We start from the raw sequence: 16,874 nt of genomic DNA, 5'->3' as shown, positions 1-16,874 counted from the left end.
TCGTGGTCGACGACGCTCCAGAGCAGAACCCTCCCGCCGACGAGCCCGGTTCGGACGCTTCGGACAAGCCCGCGAAGCAGAAGAAAAAGGGCAACTTCTGGAAGGAACTGCCTGTCCTCATCCTGGTCGCGTTCGGCCTCGCGATCGGCATCCAGATCTTCCTCGGCCGCGTCTACATGATCCCGTCCGAGTCGATGGAGACGACGTTGCACGGGTGCACCGACTGCTACGGCGACCGGGTGCTCGTCGACAAGGTCACCTACCGCTTCACCGATCCGGCGCCGGGCGACGTGATCGTGTTCCGCGGGCCGCCGTCGTGGCAGAACGACTTCGTCTCCGCCGAGCCGGGCAACCCGGTCTCGGAGGGCTTGTCGTGGCTCGGCTCGCTGGTCGGACTGCCCTCGGCGAACGAGGAGGACTTCGTCAAGCGCGTGATCGCCGTCGGCGGCCAGACCGTGAAGTGCTGCGACGAGCAGAACCGCGTGACGGTGGACGGCAAGCCGCTCGACGAGCCGTACAAGCACTTCGACGAGGGCACGCCGGCCGAGCAGGAGTCGTTCGAGGAGCTCAAGATCCCGGACGGGATGCTGTTCGTGCTCGGCGACAACCGCAACCACTCGTGCGACTCGCGCTGCCAGGGCCAGGGCGGTGTCAACGGGCTCGTGCCGGTGGACGACGTGATCGGCAAGGCGCGCGTGATCGTGCTGCCTCCGTCGAGGTGGGGCGGGGTGTCCGACCACAACCCGCAGGTCGTCTCGATGGGCGCGCCGGGCTGGCAGGAGAACGTGCCGCTGGGGCTCGGTATCGTCGGCGCGTGGCCGCTTCTGCTGCTCGGGCGTCGAGTGCGAGACCGATTCCGCCGATGACCATGCTGATGCCGCCCCGCGCGGTGGTGCGGGGCTCCGCGGGGAACTGGGCGCTGCAGAGCACGCTGGAGCGCCGGGGCCTCGGCCCTGTCGCCGGCGTGGACGAGGCGGGCCGTGGGCCGTGCGCAGGACCGTTGGTGATCGCCGCGTGTGTCCTTCGACCGGGTGATGCTTCGCGGTTCGAAGGGCTGACCGACTCGAAGCTGATGACGGCGGCGGCTCGCGATCGGATGTACGACCTGGTGCTCAAGCGTGCGCTCGATCACTCGGTGGTGGTGGTTCCGCCCGCCGACATCGACTGGCTCGGCATCCACGTCATGAACATCGAGGGCATGCGGCGTGCTGTGGCGCAGATGGAGACGCATCCCGGGTACGTGCTGACGGACGGCTTCAAGGTGCCGGGGATGCCCGCGCCGAGCGTCGCGGTGCTCAAGGGGGACCAGGCCGCGGCGTGCGTAGCCGCGGCATCGGTGCTGGCCAAGGTCACGCGGGACCGGATCATGGCGGATCTGCATGATCGTCATCCCGAGTACGGTTTCAACGTGCACAAGGGCTACTGCACACCCGACCACACGGCGGCGTTGATGGAACACGGGCCGTGTGCGGAGCATCGCTGGTCGTATGTAAATGTGGCAGCGGCAGCTGCCAAGCACGGTCTCGCCGCGCCGCACAGGGTGGCGCGCGGCACAACCGCGCAGGCCGTGGTCCAGAATGATGCAACCCCGGCTGACGCCGGGGAGCTCGCGACGAGTGAGGGCGCGGAGCAGATGACCCGCGCGGAGGCGTAATGAGTGCAGAGGATCTCGAGAAGTACGAGACCGAGATGGAGCTGTCGCTGTACAAGGAGTACCGCGACATAGTCAGCCAGTTCTCGTTCGTCGTGGAGACCGAACGGCGTTTCTACCTGGCCAACTCGGTGGACGTGCAGGTGCGCAACGCCGACGGCGAGGTGTACTTCGAGGTGCGCATGTCGGATGCATGGGTGTGGGACATGTACCGCCCTGCAAGGTTCGTCAAGAACGTTCGTGTCATCACGTTCAAGGACGTGAACGTGGAGGAGCTGGACAAGCCGGATCTCCGGCTGCCGGAAAGCGGCCCTTTCCCCAGCTGAACGAGGAGTGACCCGAAACGTTGGCGGTGCCGTCCGCGGTGCCGCGATGGGCCCGTGCGGCCGCGATTTCTCACGGCGGCGTTTCGGGCCACGCTCCTAGCACACCCCACCGACGATTCCGTCGGTTCAAGATCCACAACGGCTGACTTGTCCACAGCCACCGAGTTGTCCACAGATTCCCCGCGGCCCGGTCGCCCACCCCGTCCCGCCCTGCAAGGTCGTGTCCAACGACCCGCAGGGAGGCGAGGGCAGTGGTGGCACAGGCACTGGTCGAGACCAGGCAGCAGGAGATGGGGCGCCAGGGCGAGGATCTGGCGTGCAGGTACCTGGAGGGGCAGGGCCTGGTCGTCCTGTCGCGGAACTGGACGTGCCGCGACGGTGAGCTCGACGTCGTGGCCGTGGAGGGCGACCGCCTGGTCGTCTGCGAGGTCAAGACGAGGTCCGGTCCGGCCTGGGGCCGCCCGGACGAGGCCGTCGACCAACGCAAGCTCTCCCGCCTGCGCCGCACAGCGTTGCGCTGGCTCGCGTCGCACGGCGTCGGCTGGTGCAACGTCCGCGTCGACCTGATCTCGGTCACCTGGCCTTCCTCCGGCGAGCCGCGCCTGCAGCACCTGCGGGGAGCCTGAGATGGGCTTGGCGCAGGCCTGGTCCGTCGCCCTCCACGGCGTCGACGGCATCGCGGTCGAGATCGAGGCCGACGTGGGCGTGGGCCAGCCCCGCACGCACCTCCTCGGGCTGCCCGACGCGTCCTTGCACGAGTCGAAGGAGCGGGTGAAGGCCGCCGTCCGCAACAGCGAGGAGGAGTGGCCGAAGCAGCGCATCGTCCTGGGCCTGTCCCCGGCGAACCTGCCCAAGGGCGGCAGCAGCTACGACCTCGCCATCGCCTGCGCCACCCTCGCCGCCGCCGGCTCGATCCCGTGCGAGCGCCTGGCCACCACCGTCCTGCTGGGCGAACTGGCACTGGACGGCCGGGTCCGCGCGGTCCGCGGCGCGTTGCCCGCCCTGCTCGCAGCCCGCCGCGCAGGCCTCACGACAGCGATCGTCCCGGTGGACGTCCTGCAGGAGGCGGCCCTGGTCGACGGCATCGACCTCCACGGCGCCCAGACCCTCGCCGAGGTCCTGGCGTGGCTCCGCAGCGAGCCCGCACCACTGCACCCGCCACCACAGCCGGCCGACCCACCGCTCCTGGCCGTCCCGGACCTGGCCGACGTCGTGGGCCAGCCAGAGGCCCGCTGGGCCCTGGAGGTGGCCGCGGCAGGCGCCCACCACCTCCTCCTGACGGGCCCGCCGGGCACCGGCAAGACGATGCTGGCCGAACGCCTCCCAGGCCTCCTCCCACCGCTGACGCGCGAGGAGTCGCTGGCGGTGACAGCCGTCCACTCGGTAGCGGGCGTCCTGTCCTCCGACTACCCCCTCGTAGCCAGCCCGCCGTTCGTCAACGTCCACCACACGACGTCGATAGCGGCCCTGATGGGCGGCGGCAGCGGCATGGCGAAGCCAGGCGCCGCCTCCCGCGCCCACAAGGGCGTCCTGTTCCTGGACGAGGCCTGCGAGTTCGGCCAGAAGACCATCGACGCCCTCCGCACCGCACTGGAAGAGGGCGAGGTCCGCATCCCCCGCCGAGACGGCATAGCCCGCTACCCGGCCCGCTTCCAGCTGATCCTCGCCACCAACCCGTGCCCCTGCGCCCCACCGAAGGAAACGGACTGCATCTGCACCTCGACAGTCCGCCGCCGCTACCAGTCCCGCCTCTCCGGCCCACTGCTCGACCGCGTGGACCTGAGGGTCCGGATGAGGGCGACAACGGCCATGGCGAACGCAGACGCCACCCCACCAGAACCAACAGCGGTGGTAAGAGCCAGAGTCCTGAAAGCCAGAACAAGGGCCGCCACCCGCTGGTCGGCCCACGGCCACACCTGGTCGGCAAACGCCCTGGTACCAGGCCCAGCCCTGCGAAAAGAGTTCGCACTCCCGAGGCCAACAACGGCCCTCCTGGACCGAGCCCTGGCCCTAGGGGCTCTGACGGGCCGAGGAGCCGACCGCTGCCTACGCGTCGCCTGGACCCTCGCCGACCTGGCAGAGGCCGACCGCCCAACCCAGGACCACGTAGCCGCAGCCCTCCACTTCCGAGAACGCCGAGCCCCCTAACCCGGCCCAGCCCCAACCCCGGTGCCGGTCCCGGCCGCAGCCCCAACCCCGATCCAGCCCCGGCCCCAGCCCCAGTCCCGGCCCCAGCCCTTGTCCCGGCCCCAGTCCCGGCCGCAGCCCCGGTCCCAGGCCCAACCCCCGCCCCGGCCCCCGCCCCGGCCCCCGCCCCAGCCCCGGCCCCAGCCCCGGCCCCGGTCCCAGCCCTGGGCCCAGCGCGGTCTGGCCCCGGTCTCCGGCCAGCCAAGGCCGAGGCCCTTCCCGAACAGCTCCTTGACTTCCAGAACCCCTCAGCCCGCGTCCTGCAAGCCTTCCTCGAAAGCTCTGCCCTCCAGCGCCCGGCAGCCCTCGCTCCCCGGCTCTGCTGCCTGGAGCGCTTGGCCTCCGAAGCCCAAACGCCAGGCCCAAAACCCGGCCCCAAACCCAAGTCTCACCCCACAGCTCCGGACCCCAGAGGTCCTTGCAGCCGCACACCAGCACAAGACGCGGAGCTCAGCTCCCCACCCCAATACGCCGGTCGCGGAGCTTCAACGCCCCGACTCCGCGACCGGCCCCAGCCGAGCGGGCGCTCGCCCCCTGCGGGCGCCCGCTCACCTGACCTGCCCGCTCACCTGACCTGCCGCGCCCCAGCCGTCCCCACTACCTGCGTCTCCGTTCTCGTCGCCGTCTTCACCCCCGCCTCTCTCACCTCTCTGCCGCTTCGACCCCCGCTCCGCTTCGACCCCGCGGTCTCCCACCCCAGCGGCGCCGTCTCCACCCCGCCGCCGTCTCCACCCAGCGTCTCCATTCCCGTCATCTCAGACCTGCCGCGCTTCCGCTCTCTCCATCCCAGGCCGCCCCGCCGGCGTGAGCCACCCGAGCTCGGTCTGCCCTCAATGCCGCCGGGCGCGGAGCCCCACTCCCGCTCCACGCCCGGCACCCACCTCACCGAAACGTTCGGGCGCCTGTCCCAACCCAGGCGCCCGAACCCACCGGACACGAGCCCCGAGCCTCGCCTCGTGTCCGGTTCGGGCGGGTCGCCCGCCCTTCCCCAGCGGGCGACCCGCTCACCCTCGATCCCCTTCTCATCCCTCCCGAACCTCATGAACTCCGCCGAACAAGGAGCCCGACCATGACCCCACGCCTCGTTCCCGCCGCGACCTCCATCACCACTGCGGCCGCCGTGGTGCCGGCCCTGCTGCTGCAGCTGCAATGCACAGTCCGGAGACGCGCATCAGGTGCCAGCCCGCCGAATCCGTGGCGCCCTGAGCCCTGGCAGCGCTGGCTGCCCTGGTGGTGGTTCCGGTGACCACACCGCAGACCGCACCGGCCACCGATGCCGTTCGCCTGGCCAGGGCCTACCTGTCTCGCGTTGCGGAGCCCTATCCGGCGGCGCTCGCCACGCTGGTCGCCGAGGTCGGGCCCGTCGAGGCCGCGGAGCGGGTGAGGGCCGGCGAAGTGTCGCCGTCGGTGGCCAGCCAGACGTCGGCGCGGCGGGCTGAGGAACACGCCCGTGCCGACCTCGATCTCATCGCCCGGCGTGGTGGGCGGCTGGTCATTCCCGAGGACGAGGAGTGGCCTCGGTGGCCGTTGCTCGCGCTCGCCAACGTGGCTGCCCGGCGGTGCGGCGGTGAGCCGCTCGCGTTGTGGGTGCGGGGGCCGCACTTCCTGGCTGACGTGGTGGACAGGGCCGTTGCCGTGGTCGGGTCCCGGGCCGCCAGCGGGTACGGCGAGCACGTTGCCGGTGAGTTCGCCTACGGGCTGGCGTTGGCGGGGATGACCGTTGTCTCCGGGGCTGCGTACGGGATCGACGGTGCTGCTCATCGCGGTTCGCTCGGGGCCGGTGGGGTGACGATCGCGGTGCTGGCGTGCGGTGCGGACATCGCCTATCCCGGCGGCCATCAGGGATTGCTCGGCAGGGTTGCGCGCGAAGGACTGATCGTCAGCGAGTACCCGCCTGGTGTGACGCCTGCGCGGCATCGGTTCCTCACGCGCAACCGGCTCATCGCCGCGTTGGGTGGTGGCACCGTGGTCGTGGAGGCCGGGCGGCGCAGCGGGGCCAAGAACACGGCGGCGATCACGCTTGCGTTGGGGCGGCCGTTGATGGTGGTGCCGGGGCCCGTGACGTCGGTGAGTTCGGTCGGTTGTCACGAGTTGTTGCGGGACGGGCACGCGGAGTCAGTGAGTTCGGTGGCGGAGATCGTGGAATCGGTGGGGCGGTTCGGCGACGACCTCGCCACTCGGCCCGCCGAGAAGGAGAGCGACCTCGGTGCACCTCAGGGGGAGGCGATGAGGGTGTACGAGGCCCTGGGGAAGCGCAGCGGCGTCAGCGACGAGGCCGTGTCCGTCGAGTCCGGAGTGCCGTTGGACCGGGTGCGGGCGTTGCTGCCCGAACTGGAACTCGCCGGGCTCGCATTGCACGTGGATCAGGGCTGGCAGAAGCTGGAGGTGGGGTGACGTTCGTCCACTGTGGATAGTCAGCGGCGGCTGACCTGCGGCTTTGTCTCCGCTGGAGGGAGTTGCCGACGGCTTGGTGACTCGTCGCCAGGCTGGCGCAGGCGGTGTTTGGCCTGTTCGGGGCCTCTCCGGGTTCAGGGCGGCGGCGGTGTCGGGCGGTGGCGACCGCTCGGGCGCGATCTTGCGTGCTGCGCGGCGAGCGAATTCGTCGGCTGCTCGGGTGGTGTGGGCCGTTGTCGCTACTCCGAAAGGTGATCTGCAAGTGCCGCCGCACGCCTGCTCGTTACAGGGAGTTGGAACGTTATCGTCACGCTGATCATGAGAGCGCTCCCAAATGGCGCGGGGGTGTGGCGATACTTGACCAAACGCCCCGACTGGCGCAGCGTCTTGGCCTATGTTCCCGCCGCCGCATGGTCGGACACGTCGTGTCGACCTCGTTCGCCTGCGCGAAAAACTGCCGGCGAACGTGGAAGGCGTGTTGCGGCAGTACGAACGGCACCTGATGTTGGAGCGTGACCTGTCGCCGCACACGGTGCGCGCTTACGTCGGTGATGCGGTGGCACTGCTTGGTCACGTCGCGGGGAATATCCCGGAAAACGCTGATCTCGGGCGCATTGACCTGACGAATCTGCGGTCGTGGCTTGCCGCGCAACACGCCGCAGGTGCGAGTCGCACGACGCTTGCTAGGCGCGCCGCTGCTTCGCGCGCGTTCACCGCGTGGGCGCATCGAGCAGGGCATATGGCCTCGGATCCGGGGCCTCGGCTCGCTGCTCCGCGGCCGCACCGGACGCTGCCGTCGGTGCTGCGCGAAGACCAGGCCAAGGACGCGATGAGGGCCGTATCCTCTGGCGCGTCCCAAGGTGATCCGGTTGCGCTGCGTGATCAGGCCGTGGTGGAGTTGCTGTACGCCACAGGTATCCGCGTGGCCGAACTCTGTGGTCTTGATCTCGACGACGTGGACTACTCCCTAAGGGTGATTCGAGTTCTGGGCAAAGGTGGTCGCGAGCGCAGCGTTCCGTTCGGCGTGCCTGCCGAGCGTGCGGTGCGGCGATGGGTGGACGAGGGGCGAAACGCCCTGGTAGCACCGGATTCGCCGCCGGCGTTGTTCCTCGGCGCCCGCGGGGGCCGGCTGAACCAGCGGGCCGTCAGAACCCTGGTGCACGAGGTCGTCGCCGTGGTACCGGATGCACCGGACATCGGGCCGCACGGGTTGCGCCACTCCGCTGCGACCCATTTGCTGGAAGGAGGAGCGGACCTGCGCACCGTCCAAGAACTGCTTGGTCACGCTACGCTCGCAACGACTCAGCTTTACACACACGTCACTGTCGAACGGCTGAAGGCGATCCATGACCGAACCCACCCCCGTTCCTGACGCCGCAGGGGGAGGATCGCGTACGGCGACCGTGCCCCCTGAACCCGTCCTGCCCGCACCAGCGTCGAAGCAGGCGAGCAACGGGCACCGTCAGAACGGCGCGCCACGCACCGAGGCGACCCCTGAGCCCGGTGCCGACACGCATGTCAACGGCACGCCTGCGGCCGTTCCGACTGCGGTGACGCGCACGGACGTGCGTTCCGGTGACGACGTCGAAGCCGGCATCGTCGCCCTGTGGCGCAGCTACGGCGAGTCCCGCGAGCAGAGCCAGCGCGACCGCCTGGTGCTGCACTACGCGCCGCTGGTCAAGTACGTCGCCGGCCGCGTCGGCACAGGCCTGCCCGCCCACGTGGACGTGGCCGACCTGATCCAGTCCGGCATCTTCGGCCTGGTCGACGCGATCGAGAAGTTCGAGCCGGAACGCGGCCTCAAGTTCGAGACCTACGCCATGCAGCGCATCCGCGGTGCGATCCTCGACGACCTGCGCTCGCAGGACTGGGTGCCGCGCTCGGTCCGCAGCCGGGCCCGCGACGTCGAACGAGCCCTCGAACGCCTCGGCGCCAAGCTGCAGCGCACGCCCACCGACCGCGAGCTCGCCGCAGAGCTCAAGATCGGCCTGGCCGAACTCCGCGAGCTCTACGGCCAGCTGCAACTCACCAGCGTCGTCGCCCTCGACGAGCTGATCGCCCCGAACAAGGGCGGCTCCTCCCTGGCGGAGTCGCTGCCCGACGACGCCGCGGAAGACCCGGTGGCGAGCCTCGTCGACCAGGACGGCCGTCGTCAGCTGGCCGACGCGATCGCCCAGCTGGCAGAACGCGACCGCGTGGTCGTGACCCTCTACTACTTCGAGAACCTGACCCTCGCCGAGATCGGCAAGGTGCTCGGCGTGACCGAGTCCAGGGTCTGCCAGCTGCACACCCGCGCAGTCCTGCGCCTGCGCACGAAGCTCAACGAGCAGTCCGAGGCCTGACTGCACCTCGATCACCCAGCAGCCTGGCGAGCGCCGGGCTGCCGAACGCCCGTACCGGGAAGCTTCACAAGCCTCAAAAAGCCGCTTCAAACCTCCTTTTTGCCCGCCGCCAGGCCTAATTCACTCGAACGGGTGGCCTTGGACCTGCTCCAAGCACGCCCCGTGCCCACTCGGGCATCGCCGAACGCCCGAGCCGCGAATCGGGCGAGCGCCGCACCAGCCCACCGAGCGCCGCGCCGACACCGAACCCGGTGGGGTCGCCGTCGCGCGGTCGGCGACGGCCTGCATCGCAAGGTGCGGCAGTTCGCGAGCGGCCGGTCCGCAGGCGCCGAGTAGGCCAACGGCCACACCGGCAACCGGGCAGTCGGCGGACACGAGCGCAGGGAGTCGGGCGGCAGGTAGCCACATGGACCGGTGAGCGCTCCGTAGCCACGAACTTCGGGCATGCCTGGTTGGTGCCGTGGTGACCGCTGCGGACGGCATGGCGAGGTGTTGGCGACCGGGGTGGCGGACCGCGTCGGTGTGCAGTGTCAGGCGGATGGTTGCCGTGGCGATCACGTGGAGTCGTGCTTGCGGATGGCCTGGCCGCCAACGCTGACGGTTCGGTGCGGCGGTGCGGTCGGTGGCGAATGTGCCCTGAGCAGTGCCGGGACGATGAGCCGCGCTGCGGTCTGGGCTTGCGCGACGTCGTCCCGGACTGCTGTAGGCGGGCTTGGCGAGGCGTTGCCAGCTGCGGTTGTGGTCGGGGCGCGGGCTGTGGTGGGACCGATCCGGAGAGCCTGGCTGCGCAGGGTGCAGTGACCTTTGTAGCTGCTCGCGGCGGCCGCTGCGAGCGGGTTGACGTGAGCGGGTTGACGTGAGGCAGGCGGGCCGGGAGGCGGCCTGGGTCAGCGGGTGGCCGCCTCCCGGCGCCTGACGGGCGCTGCGGCGGGTGTCGGGGTGCGCCGCTGTCCTGCCGCCTGGGAAGTGGCGGGGAGCGCCCGTTGGAGGCGCCGCGCTGCGTGACGCGCGGCGCGGGCTGAACAGCCGGCTAGGGGGGAGCCGCCAGCGGTAGCAGGCGTACGCGACCTGAGCTGACCAGGCGGAGCGGGTCCAAGTAGGCGTCACCCCGGCGAGCGCCCCAGTGCAGGCACGGGGACGGGCAGTGGCCTGCTTGCAGGTGGCCGATGACCTCTCCTCGGCGGATGAGGCGACCTGCGGTGACGACGGGGGCGACCGGTTCGTAGGTGGTGCGCAGGCCGTTGCGGTGCTGGAGCGACACCAGGGTCCTGGCGGCCACCGCGCCTGCGAAGACGACGGTGGCGTCGCCTGCGGCGAGGACCGGCGTGCCGGCCGGCGCGGAGAGGTCGGCACCCCGGTGACCTGGGCCGAACGGTGAGACGGGGGCCTCGAAGGCGCGCACCACCGGGTGCGGTGGGGGCAGGGGCCAGGAGAAGCGGTCGGCCGGCGGGCTCAGGAGGGTGGTGAGCAGCAGGGCGGTGGGGAGGAGGGGCATGGGTCAACGGTCGGCCAGAGAGACCCTCGGGGACCAGCGGGTATGCGGAAACTGTGGACAACTCGCCGGTTGTGGACAACTACGCCGAGCGAGGTGGGGGCGATTCGAAGTTTGTCGGGGATGGGGAGTAGACTTTTGGGCGCGTCCCGTCTGTGCGCGGGACGACTTCGCGTGCCAACGCAGATCCGACCGGCTGATCCCAGCAGGGTCGAGTCACGACGTTCGACGGTCCTGACGGTGCAGAGATGCTCCGCGGGTGCGAACGGCGGCAATGGCACCAGGGCTGAAGGCCTACCGGCCGGAAGCGTCAACCGAACCGACGCGCAAAGGCGAGACCTCGCGCGTCCGACAGATGAGGTGCGAACCGGCCATGGCCGTCGTAACCATGAGGCAGCTGCTTGACAGCGGCGTGCACTTCGGGCATCAGACCCGGCGCTGGAACCCGAAGATGAAGCGTTACATCTTCACCGAGCGCAACGGCATCTACATCATCGACCTGCAGCAGACGCTGACCTACATCGACCGGGCTTTCGAGTTCGTCAAGGAGACGGTCGCGCACGGCGGGTCGATCCTGTTCATCGGCACGAAGAAGCAGGCGCAGGAGGCCATCGCCAACGAGGCGCTCCGCGTCGGCATGCCCTACGTGAACCAGCGCTGGCTGGGCGGCATGCTCACCAACTTCTCGACGGTCCACAAGAGGCTTCAGCGCCTCAAGGAGCTCGAGTCGATGGAGCAGACCGGCGGTTTCCAGGGTTTCACCAAGAAGGAAATCCTGATGATGAACCGCGAGAAGGACAAGCTGGAGCGCACGCTCGGCGGTATCCGCGACATGTCCAAGGTGCCCAGCGCCGTGTGGATCGTGGACACCAAGAAGGAGCACATCGCGGTCGGTGAGGCTCGCAAGCTGAACATCCCGATCGTCGCGATCCTCGACACCAACTGCGACCCGGACGAGGTCGACTACCCGATTCCGGGTAACGACGACGCGATCCGTTCCGCCGCACTGCTGACCAAGGTCGTGGCCGAGGCCGCCGCCGCCGGTCTCATGCAGCGTTCCGGCGCCCGTCGCGACGCCGCCGACGGCCAGGACAAGCCCGAGGTCGCAGGCGACGAGCCGCTGGCGGAGTGGGAGCAGGAGCTCCTCACCACCAACGCCGCCGTCGCGACTGAGGCCCCGGCCGAGGCTCCGGCCGAGCAGCCCGTCCAGTCCTGATTTCCCCCACGAGGTGCCCGCGACAAGCGGGCACCTCGTGACCTAAGCGCGTACATCGCAGAAGGAAAACGATGGCGAACTACACCACCGCGGACGTCAAGAAGCTCCGCGAGCTGACCGCCGCCGGCATGATGGACTGCAAGAAGGCGCTGGACGAGGCTGACGGCGACTTCGACAAGGCCGTCGAGATCCTGCGCATCAAGGGCGCCAAGGACGTCGGCAAGCGCGCCGAGCGCACCACGTCCAACGGCCTCGTCGCCGTCAAGGACGGCGCGATGGTCGAGCTGCGCTGCGAGACCGACTTCGTGGCCAAGAACGCCGACTTCATCGCCCTGGCCGACGACATCGTCGCGCTCGCCAAGGCGAACAAGGTCGCCGACGTCGAGGCCCTCAAGGCCGTCGAGGTCGACGGCAAGACCGTGGACGCGCTGGTCCAGGAGTTCTCCGCCAAGATCGGCGAGAAGCTCGAGCTGGCCAAGGCCGTCGACTTCGACGGCACCGTCTCGGTCTACCTGCACAAGCGCGCTGCCGACCTGCCGCCCGCCGTGGGCGTCCTGGTCGAGTACACCGGTGACAACGCCGAGGTCGCGAAGGGTGCGGCGATGCAGATCGCCGCGATGCGCCCGAAGTTCGTCACCCGTGACGAGGTCCCCGAGGAGCTCGTCGCCAACGAGCGTCGCATCGCCGAGGAGACCGCTCGCGAGGAGGGCAAGCCCGAGGGCGCGCTCCCCAAGATCGTCGAGGGTCGCGTCAACGGCTTCTTCAAGGACGTCGTGCTCACCGAGCAGGCTTCCGTGACGGACAGCAAGAAGACGGTCAAGGCTCTTCTGGACGAGGCCGGCGTGACGGTTACCCGTTTCGCTCGGTTCGAGGTCGGCCAGAGCTGATTCGCACGAGGGCGGGGTTGCGGGTACCAGCGACCCCGCCCTTGGCGTGTCTACAGAAGTTTCCCGGGGCCAAAGGAGAGGACCTGTGAGCGAAGAAGGTAGCCACGGCTACAGCCGGGTGATGCTCAAGCTCGGTGGCGAGATGTTCGGCGGTGGTGGCGTCGGTGTTGATCCCGACGTGGTCCAGACAGTCGCCCGGCAGATCGCGGCCATCCACAAGTCCGGCGTGCAGGTGGCCGTCGTGATCGGTGGCGGCAACTTCTTCCGGGGGTCCGAGCTCCAGCAGCGCGGCATGGACCGGTCGCGCGCCGACTACATGGGCATGCTCGGCACGGTCATGAACTGCCTGGCGCTGCAGGACTTCCTCGAGCGCGAGCACGGCATCGACACGCGCGTGCAGACCTCCATCCAGATGACGCAGGTCGCCGAGTCCTACATCCCGCGCCGCGCGATGCGCCACCTCGAGAAGAAGCGCGTCGTGATCTTCGGCGGTGGCGCCGGCCTGCCGTACTTCTCCACGGACACCACGGCCGCCCAGCGCGCGCTGGAGATCGGCTGCGAGATCGTCCTGATGGCCAAGGCCGTCGACGGCGTCTACACGGCCGACCCCAAGATCGACCCGGACGCGCTGATGTTCGACAACATCACCCATCGCGAGGTGCTGGAGCGCGGCCTCAACGTCGCCGACGCCACGGCGTTCAGCCTCTGCATGGACAACAACATGCCGATCCTCGTCTTCAACCTCCTCACCGAGGGGAACATCGCGCGAGCGGTGCGTGGTGAGAAGATCGGAACTCTGGTCAGCACCCCCGGTGGCCGCCCGGCCTTCTAGACCTGGTGGGATCTCTCCAGGACCGGGAATTGGGCACGAACACGCAGAGCAAGGAGCAGTCGTGATCGACGAGACCCTCCTCGACGCCGAGGAGAAGATGGAAAAGGCGGTTTCGGTCGCGAAGGAGAACCTCTCCTCCGTCCGAACCGGTCGTGCGACTCCCTCGATGTTCAACCGCATCCACATCGACTACTACGGCTCCATGACGCCGCTGAACCAGATGGCCAGCATCACGGTCCCCGAGGCGCGGATGGCTGTCGTGAAGCCGTACGACGCGGGCCAGCTGAACGCCATCGAGAAGGCGATCCGGGACTCCGATCTGGGCGTCAACCCGAGCAACGACGGTGCGATCATCCGCATCGTCATCCCGCAGCTCTCCGAGGAGCGCCGCCGGGACATGGTGAAGGTCGCCAAGCAGAAGGGCGAGGACGCCAAGGTCTCCCTCCGCGGTGTCCGTCGCAAGGCGAAGGAAGAGATCGACCGGCTCGTCAAGGACGGCGAGATCGGCGAGGACGACGGCGCCCGTGGTGAGAAGGAGCTCGAAGCTCTGACCCACCGCTACGTGACGCAGGTCGAAGAGCTCGTGAAGCACAAGGAAGCCGAGCTTCTCGAAGTCTGATTTCCCTGATGGTTCGCCCGGCCGAGTCGCGGCAGGCGTGATGGCCCTGGCCGGGCGGAGGTTGTGATGGGAGCACAGGTGGCAGGCGGTCCCGCGGACGTGCCCGCGTCGAAGCCGTCGCGCGCGGGACGTGACCTGCGGGCGGCGATCCTGGTCGGCGCGGGGCTCGGCGCCATGATCATCGTGTCGCTGCTGACCGTCAAGGAGACCTTCATCGGCATCGTCGCGGCCGCCGCGGCGGTGTCGACGTGGGAGATCGCGAACGCGTTCAAGAAGGCCGGCATCAACGTCGCCCTGTGGCCGGCGTTGATCGGCGGCCAGGCGATCATCTGGCTGTCGTGGCCGCTGGAACGCTCCGGCATGATGACCGCGTTCGTGGTCACCGCGCTGGTGTGCATGATCTGGCGGTTCCGCGGCGGTTCCGACGGCTACCTGCGCGATCTGAGCGCCTCGGTGTTCACCATCGCGTACATCCCGTTGTTCGCGGCGTTCGCGGCCATGCTCGTCGTTCCCGAGGACGGCGCGGGTCGTGCATTCGCGTTCATCATCGGTGTCGTGCTGTCGGACGTCGGCGGCTACGCGGCCGGTGTCTTCCTCGGCAAGCACCCGATGGCGCCGACGATCAGCCCGAAGAAGTCCTGGGAGGGCTTCGCCGGTTCGCTGACCGCGGGGGCGGTCGGTGGCGCGATCACGGTGACGACGCTGCTCGACGGCCAGTGGTGGCAGGGCGCGCTGTTCGGCATCGCGCTCGTCGTCACGGCCACGGCGGGCGACCTGGTCGAGTCGCTGATCAAGCGCGACCTCGGCATCAAGGACATGGGCACGCTGCTGCCCGGCCACGGCGGCCTGATGGACCGGATGGACTCGCTCCTCCCGTCCGCCGTCGCCTCCTGGCTGCTGCTGCACCTCTTCGTGCCACCGCCCCTGTGACGTTTTCCGCGCAACGCCGCAAGTAGTGGTTGTGAGAGACCACGAGGTACTGGCGGCGTTCGAGCGGATCTACCGCGCCGACGTCGGCGCGATCACCCGGTTCTTCGCGCGCAGATGCACCGAACCGCAGTTGGTCGCGGACCTGACCGCGGACACGTTCGTCCGCGCGATGACGTCGTTCGCCACCTTCGACGCCAGCAAGGGCACGGCGACCAGCTGGCTCTACGGCATCGCCCGCCGCACGTTCGCGGCTCACCTCGAACGCTCCGCGCGCACCCGCGACCTGGTGCGCAAAGCGGGCGGCCGACGTGAGCTCGACACCGATGAACTGGCCGAGCTCGAAGCCCGCATCGACGCCGAACGGCCGGGCCGCGCGCTGCTGGAACGGCTCGCGGAACTCCCCGCGCTGGAGCGGGAAGCCGTCGAACTCGTGCACCTCTGTGGCCTCGCACCCAAGGAGGCGGCCGATGCGCTCGGCGTGCCCAGGGGAGCGATGCGCACCAGGTTGTATCGCGCCATGGCACGCCTCCGCAGGGTCGTCGAGGACGAAGTGGAGGCACGATGAGCAAGTTCGAGGACAACCTCTGGGCCGAGTTGGAACGCGACCACGGCGCCGAACTGGTGAAGAACGCCAAGTCGCCACGCTTCAGGTCGGGCTGGTGGCTGGTCGCGGCAGCGGCAGCCGCAGTGGCGGTTCTGGGCACTGGCGCGCTGATGGCGCCCGCCTACTTCAGCGGCACCCCATCCACGTCCGCCGTGCTCGACAACCCGGACGACGACGCGGTGCCGCTCACCGCCCGGGATCTCGGCCGGTTCGAGGAGGCCACCGAGAAGCTGCGCGCGCACGGCATCCCGGCCGTGGTCGTGCCCGTGACGGAGGGCTGCACGGACATTCGGGTCCAGGTCGAACAGGGTTCGGTGTCGAAGATCCCGTTCAGGGACGTGAAGACGGGGAACGGCGAACGCGCGATCGCGATCGTTCCCGACGCCATCATGCCGAACGCCGTGCTGGCGATCGGCATGATCGGCGGAGGCGACGGCCTGATGGGCGGCCTCGCCATGGGCCAGTATCCCGTCGGCCAGGTGCCGACGTGTCTGCAGTACACCCCGCCGCCACCGGGACTGGTGCCCCCCACGTTCCCGAGCTAGTCGTCGAACGGGTCGTCCACCTCGGTGCGCGGCTCGGCCTCGATCACGCGGGACTGGTCGATCACGGAGAAGGCCATTCCCGCGTGGTCCTCGACCACGGTGATGCGTCCGAACGGGGTGTCGTAGGGCTCGACGGTCACCCGGCCGCCGAGCTCCAGCACCCGGTACGCCACCGAGTCGGTGCCGATCTCGGGCGCGGCGTTGAAGTACACCATCCAGTGCGAGCGCTCCCCGTACGGGAACTCGCGCCCCATCTTCTGGCGGCCGATCACCTCGGTGCCCTCGACGGACCAGGACGCGTAGTCCAGCCGGTGCCCGTCGCCGATCTGCGTGATGTCGTAGTGGCACAGCTCGCCGAAGAACTCGTCGGCCGCCGCACCGTCACGGGTGTTCAGCTCGGCCCACGCGTAGGCGCCGTGCCCGCCCGTGCCGAACCGCCAGTCCGGCGGCACGTGCCGGAACCCGACGACGGCGCCGGTCGGGTCGGCGATCACCGTGCTCTGCGTGTGGTCGGCGGCGTCCTCGGGGTTGCGCAGCACCGATCCGCCGAGGTGGAAAGCCTTCTCCGCGGTAGCCCGCGCATGGGGTGTGACCAGGTATAACCGCCACTCGTCCGGATCACCCTGCGGCAGCCCGGCGACGGGGACGCCGTCCACCATCGCCACCGTGTAGCCGGCGTCGTCGGCGTAGTGCCAGCCGAACAGGCCGGTGTAGAACTCGATCGCGCCCTTGAGGTCGTCGACGGTTCTCTCGACCCAGCACGGACTTCCGGACAGCAACGGCGCGAGCTGGGGCGTGTTGGGCGCGATCGACACTGCCGCCTCCTGCAGGGAAAGAGATGCCAACACG

17 protein-coding genes are annotated in these 16,874 nt (G+C 69.5%); 15 read left to right on the top strand and 2 right to left on the bottom strand.

The genetic code is table 11. The features are described from left to right. Positions 1-2: 2 nt before the first annotated feature. The 8 genes from lepB (at position 3) to SK571_RS02905 (ending at position 8,900) form a co-directional block, all read left to right on the top strand. A complete protein-coding gene (lepB, locus tag SK571_RS02940; RefSeq protein WP_319982440.1) occupies positions 3-866 on the top strand; it encodes a signal peptidase I in 864 nt (287 codons plus the stop codon). Further along, the gene (locus SK571_RS02935; RefSeq protein ID WP_319982439.1) at positions 863-1,654 is read left to right on the top strand and encodes a ribonuclease HII; all 792 of its coding nucleotides are present in this window, start codon (positions 863-865) and stop codon (positions 1,652-1,654) included. Before lepB ends, SK571_RS02935 begins: the two co-directional genes overlap by 4 nt. Further along, positions 1,654-1,977, top strand: a complete 324-nt coding sequence (locus SK571_RS02930; protein WP_030479657.1) for a DUF2469 domain-containing protein — start codon at positions 1,654-1,656, stop codon at positions 1,975-1,977. The genes SK571_RS02935 and SK571_RS02930 overlap by 1 nt, the downstream gene beginning before the upstream one ends. Before the next feature lie 254 nt (positions 1,978-2,231). Continuing rightward, positions 2,232-2,603: a YraN family protein gene (locus SK571_RS02925; RefSeq protein WP_319982438.1), complete on the top strand. Its 372-nt coding sequence runs from the start codon at positions 2,232-2,234 to the stop codon at positions 2,601-2,603. Between the two features lies 1 nt (position 2,604). Next, positions 2,605-4,125 carry a YifB family Mg chelatase-like AAA ATPase gene (locus SK571_RS02920; RefSeq protein ID WP_319982437.1) on the top strand — a complete coding sequence of 507 codons (1,521 nt, stop codon included), beginning with the start codon at positions 2,605-2,607 and terminating at the stop codon, positions 4,123-4,125. Positions 4,126-5,406: 1,281 nt separating this feature from the next. Then, positions 5,407-6,558, top strand: a complete 1,152-nt coding sequence (gene dprA / locus SK571_RS02915; RefSeq protein WP_319982436.1) for a DNA-processing protein DprA — start codon at positions 5,407-5,409, stop codon at positions 6,556-6,558. A 394-nt stretch (positions 6,559-6,952) separates the two neighbouring features. After that, the gene (locus SK571_RS02910; protein WP_319982435.1) at positions 6,953-7,930 is read left to right on the top strand and encodes a tyrosine recombinase XerC; all 978 of its coding nucleotides are present in this window, start codon (positions 6,953-6,955) and stop codon (positions 7,928-7,930) included. After that, positions 7,905-8,900 carry a FliA/WhiG family RNA polymerase sigma factor gene (locus SK571_RS02905; RefSeq protein WP_319982434.1) on the top strand — a complete coding sequence of 332 codons (996 nt, stop codon included), beginning with the start codon at positions 7,905-7,907 and terminating at the stop codon, positions 8,898-8,900. Before SK571_RS02910 ends, SK571_RS02905 begins: the two co-directional genes overlap by 26 nt. A 1,030-nt stretch (positions 8,901-9,930) precedes the next feature. Here the strand turns inward: SK571_RS02905 and SK571_RS02900 are convergent. After that, a complete protein-coding gene (locus SK571_RS02900; RefSeq protein WP_319982433.1) occupies positions 9,931-10,395 on the bottom strand; it encodes a M23 family metallopeptidase in 465 nt (154 codons plus the stop codon). A 370-nt stretch (positions 10,396-10,765) separates the two neighbouring features. Between SK571_RS02900 and rpsB the strand changes: the two genes are divergently transcribed. From rpsB to SK571_RS02865, 7 genes are all read left to right on the top strand, one after another. Then, positions 10,766-11,608: a 30S ribosomal protein S2 gene (rpsB, locus tag SK571_RS02895; protein ID WP_319982432.1), complete on the top strand. Its 843-nt coding sequence runs from the start codon at positions 10,766-10,768 to the stop codon at positions 11,606-11,608. A gap of 71 nt (positions 11,609-11,679) precedes the next feature. Then, positions 11,680-12,495: a translation elongation factor Ts gene (tsf, locus tag SK571_RS02890; RefSeq protein ID WP_319982431.1), complete on the top strand. Its 816-nt coding sequence runs from the start codon at positions 11,680-11,682 to the stop codon at positions 12,493-12,495. Positions 12,496-12,616: 121 nt separating this feature from the next. Next, positions 12,617-13,327, top strand: a complete 711-nt coding sequence (pyrH, locus tag SK571_RS02885; RefSeq protein WP_406601933.1) for a UMP kinase — start codon at positions 12,617-12,619, stop codon at positions 13,325-13,327. 61 nt (positions 13,328-13,388) lie between these two features. Continuing rightward, positions 13,389-13,946 carry a ribosome recycling factor gene (frr, locus tag SK571_RS02880; protein WP_319982430.1) on the top strand — a complete coding sequence of 186 codons (558 nt, stop codon included), beginning with the start codon at positions 13,389-13,391 and terminating at the stop codon, positions 13,944-13,946. Between the two features lie 66 nt (positions 13,947-14,012). After that, the gene (locus SK571_RS02875) at positions 14,013-14,876 is read left to right on the top strand and encodes a phosphatidate cytidylyltransferase (RefSeq protein ID WP_319982429.1); all 864 of its coding nucleotides are present in this window, start codon (positions 14,013-14,015) and stop codon (positions 14,874-14,876) included. A gap of 31 nt (positions 14,877-14,907) precedes the next feature. Continuing rightward, positions 14,908-15,441, top strand: a complete 534-nt coding sequence (locus SK571_RS02870) for an RNA polymerase sigma factor (protein ID WP_319982428.1) — start codon at positions 14,908-14,910, stop codon at positions 15,439-15,441. After that, the gene (locus tag SK571_RS02865; protein WP_319982427.1) at positions 15,438-16,025 is read left to right on the top strand and encodes a hypothetical protein; all 588 of its coding nucleotides are present in this window, start codon (positions 15,438-15,440) and stop codon (positions 16,023-16,025) included. Before SK571_RS02870 ends, SK571_RS02865 begins: the two co-directional genes overlap by 4 nt. Here the strand turns inward: SK571_RS02865 and SK571_RS02860 are convergent. Continuing rightward, a complete protein-coding gene (locus SK571_RS02860; RefSeq protein WP_319982426.1) occupies positions 16,022-16,840 on the bottom strand; it encodes a VOC family protein in 819 nt (272 codons plus the stop codon). The genes SK571_RS02865 and SK571_RS02860 overlap by 4 nt on opposite strands. Between the last annotated feature and the right edge of the window lie 34 nt (positions 16,841-16,874).

Origin of the sequence: Lentzea kristufekii, assembly GCF_033949925.1 — a bacterium.
GTDB classification, from domain to species: Bacteria; Actinomycetota; Actinomycetes; order Mycobacteriales; family Pseudonocardiaceae; genus Lentzea; species Lentzea kristufekii.
This window is presented reverse-complemented; position numbering and strand designations above follow the sequence as displayed.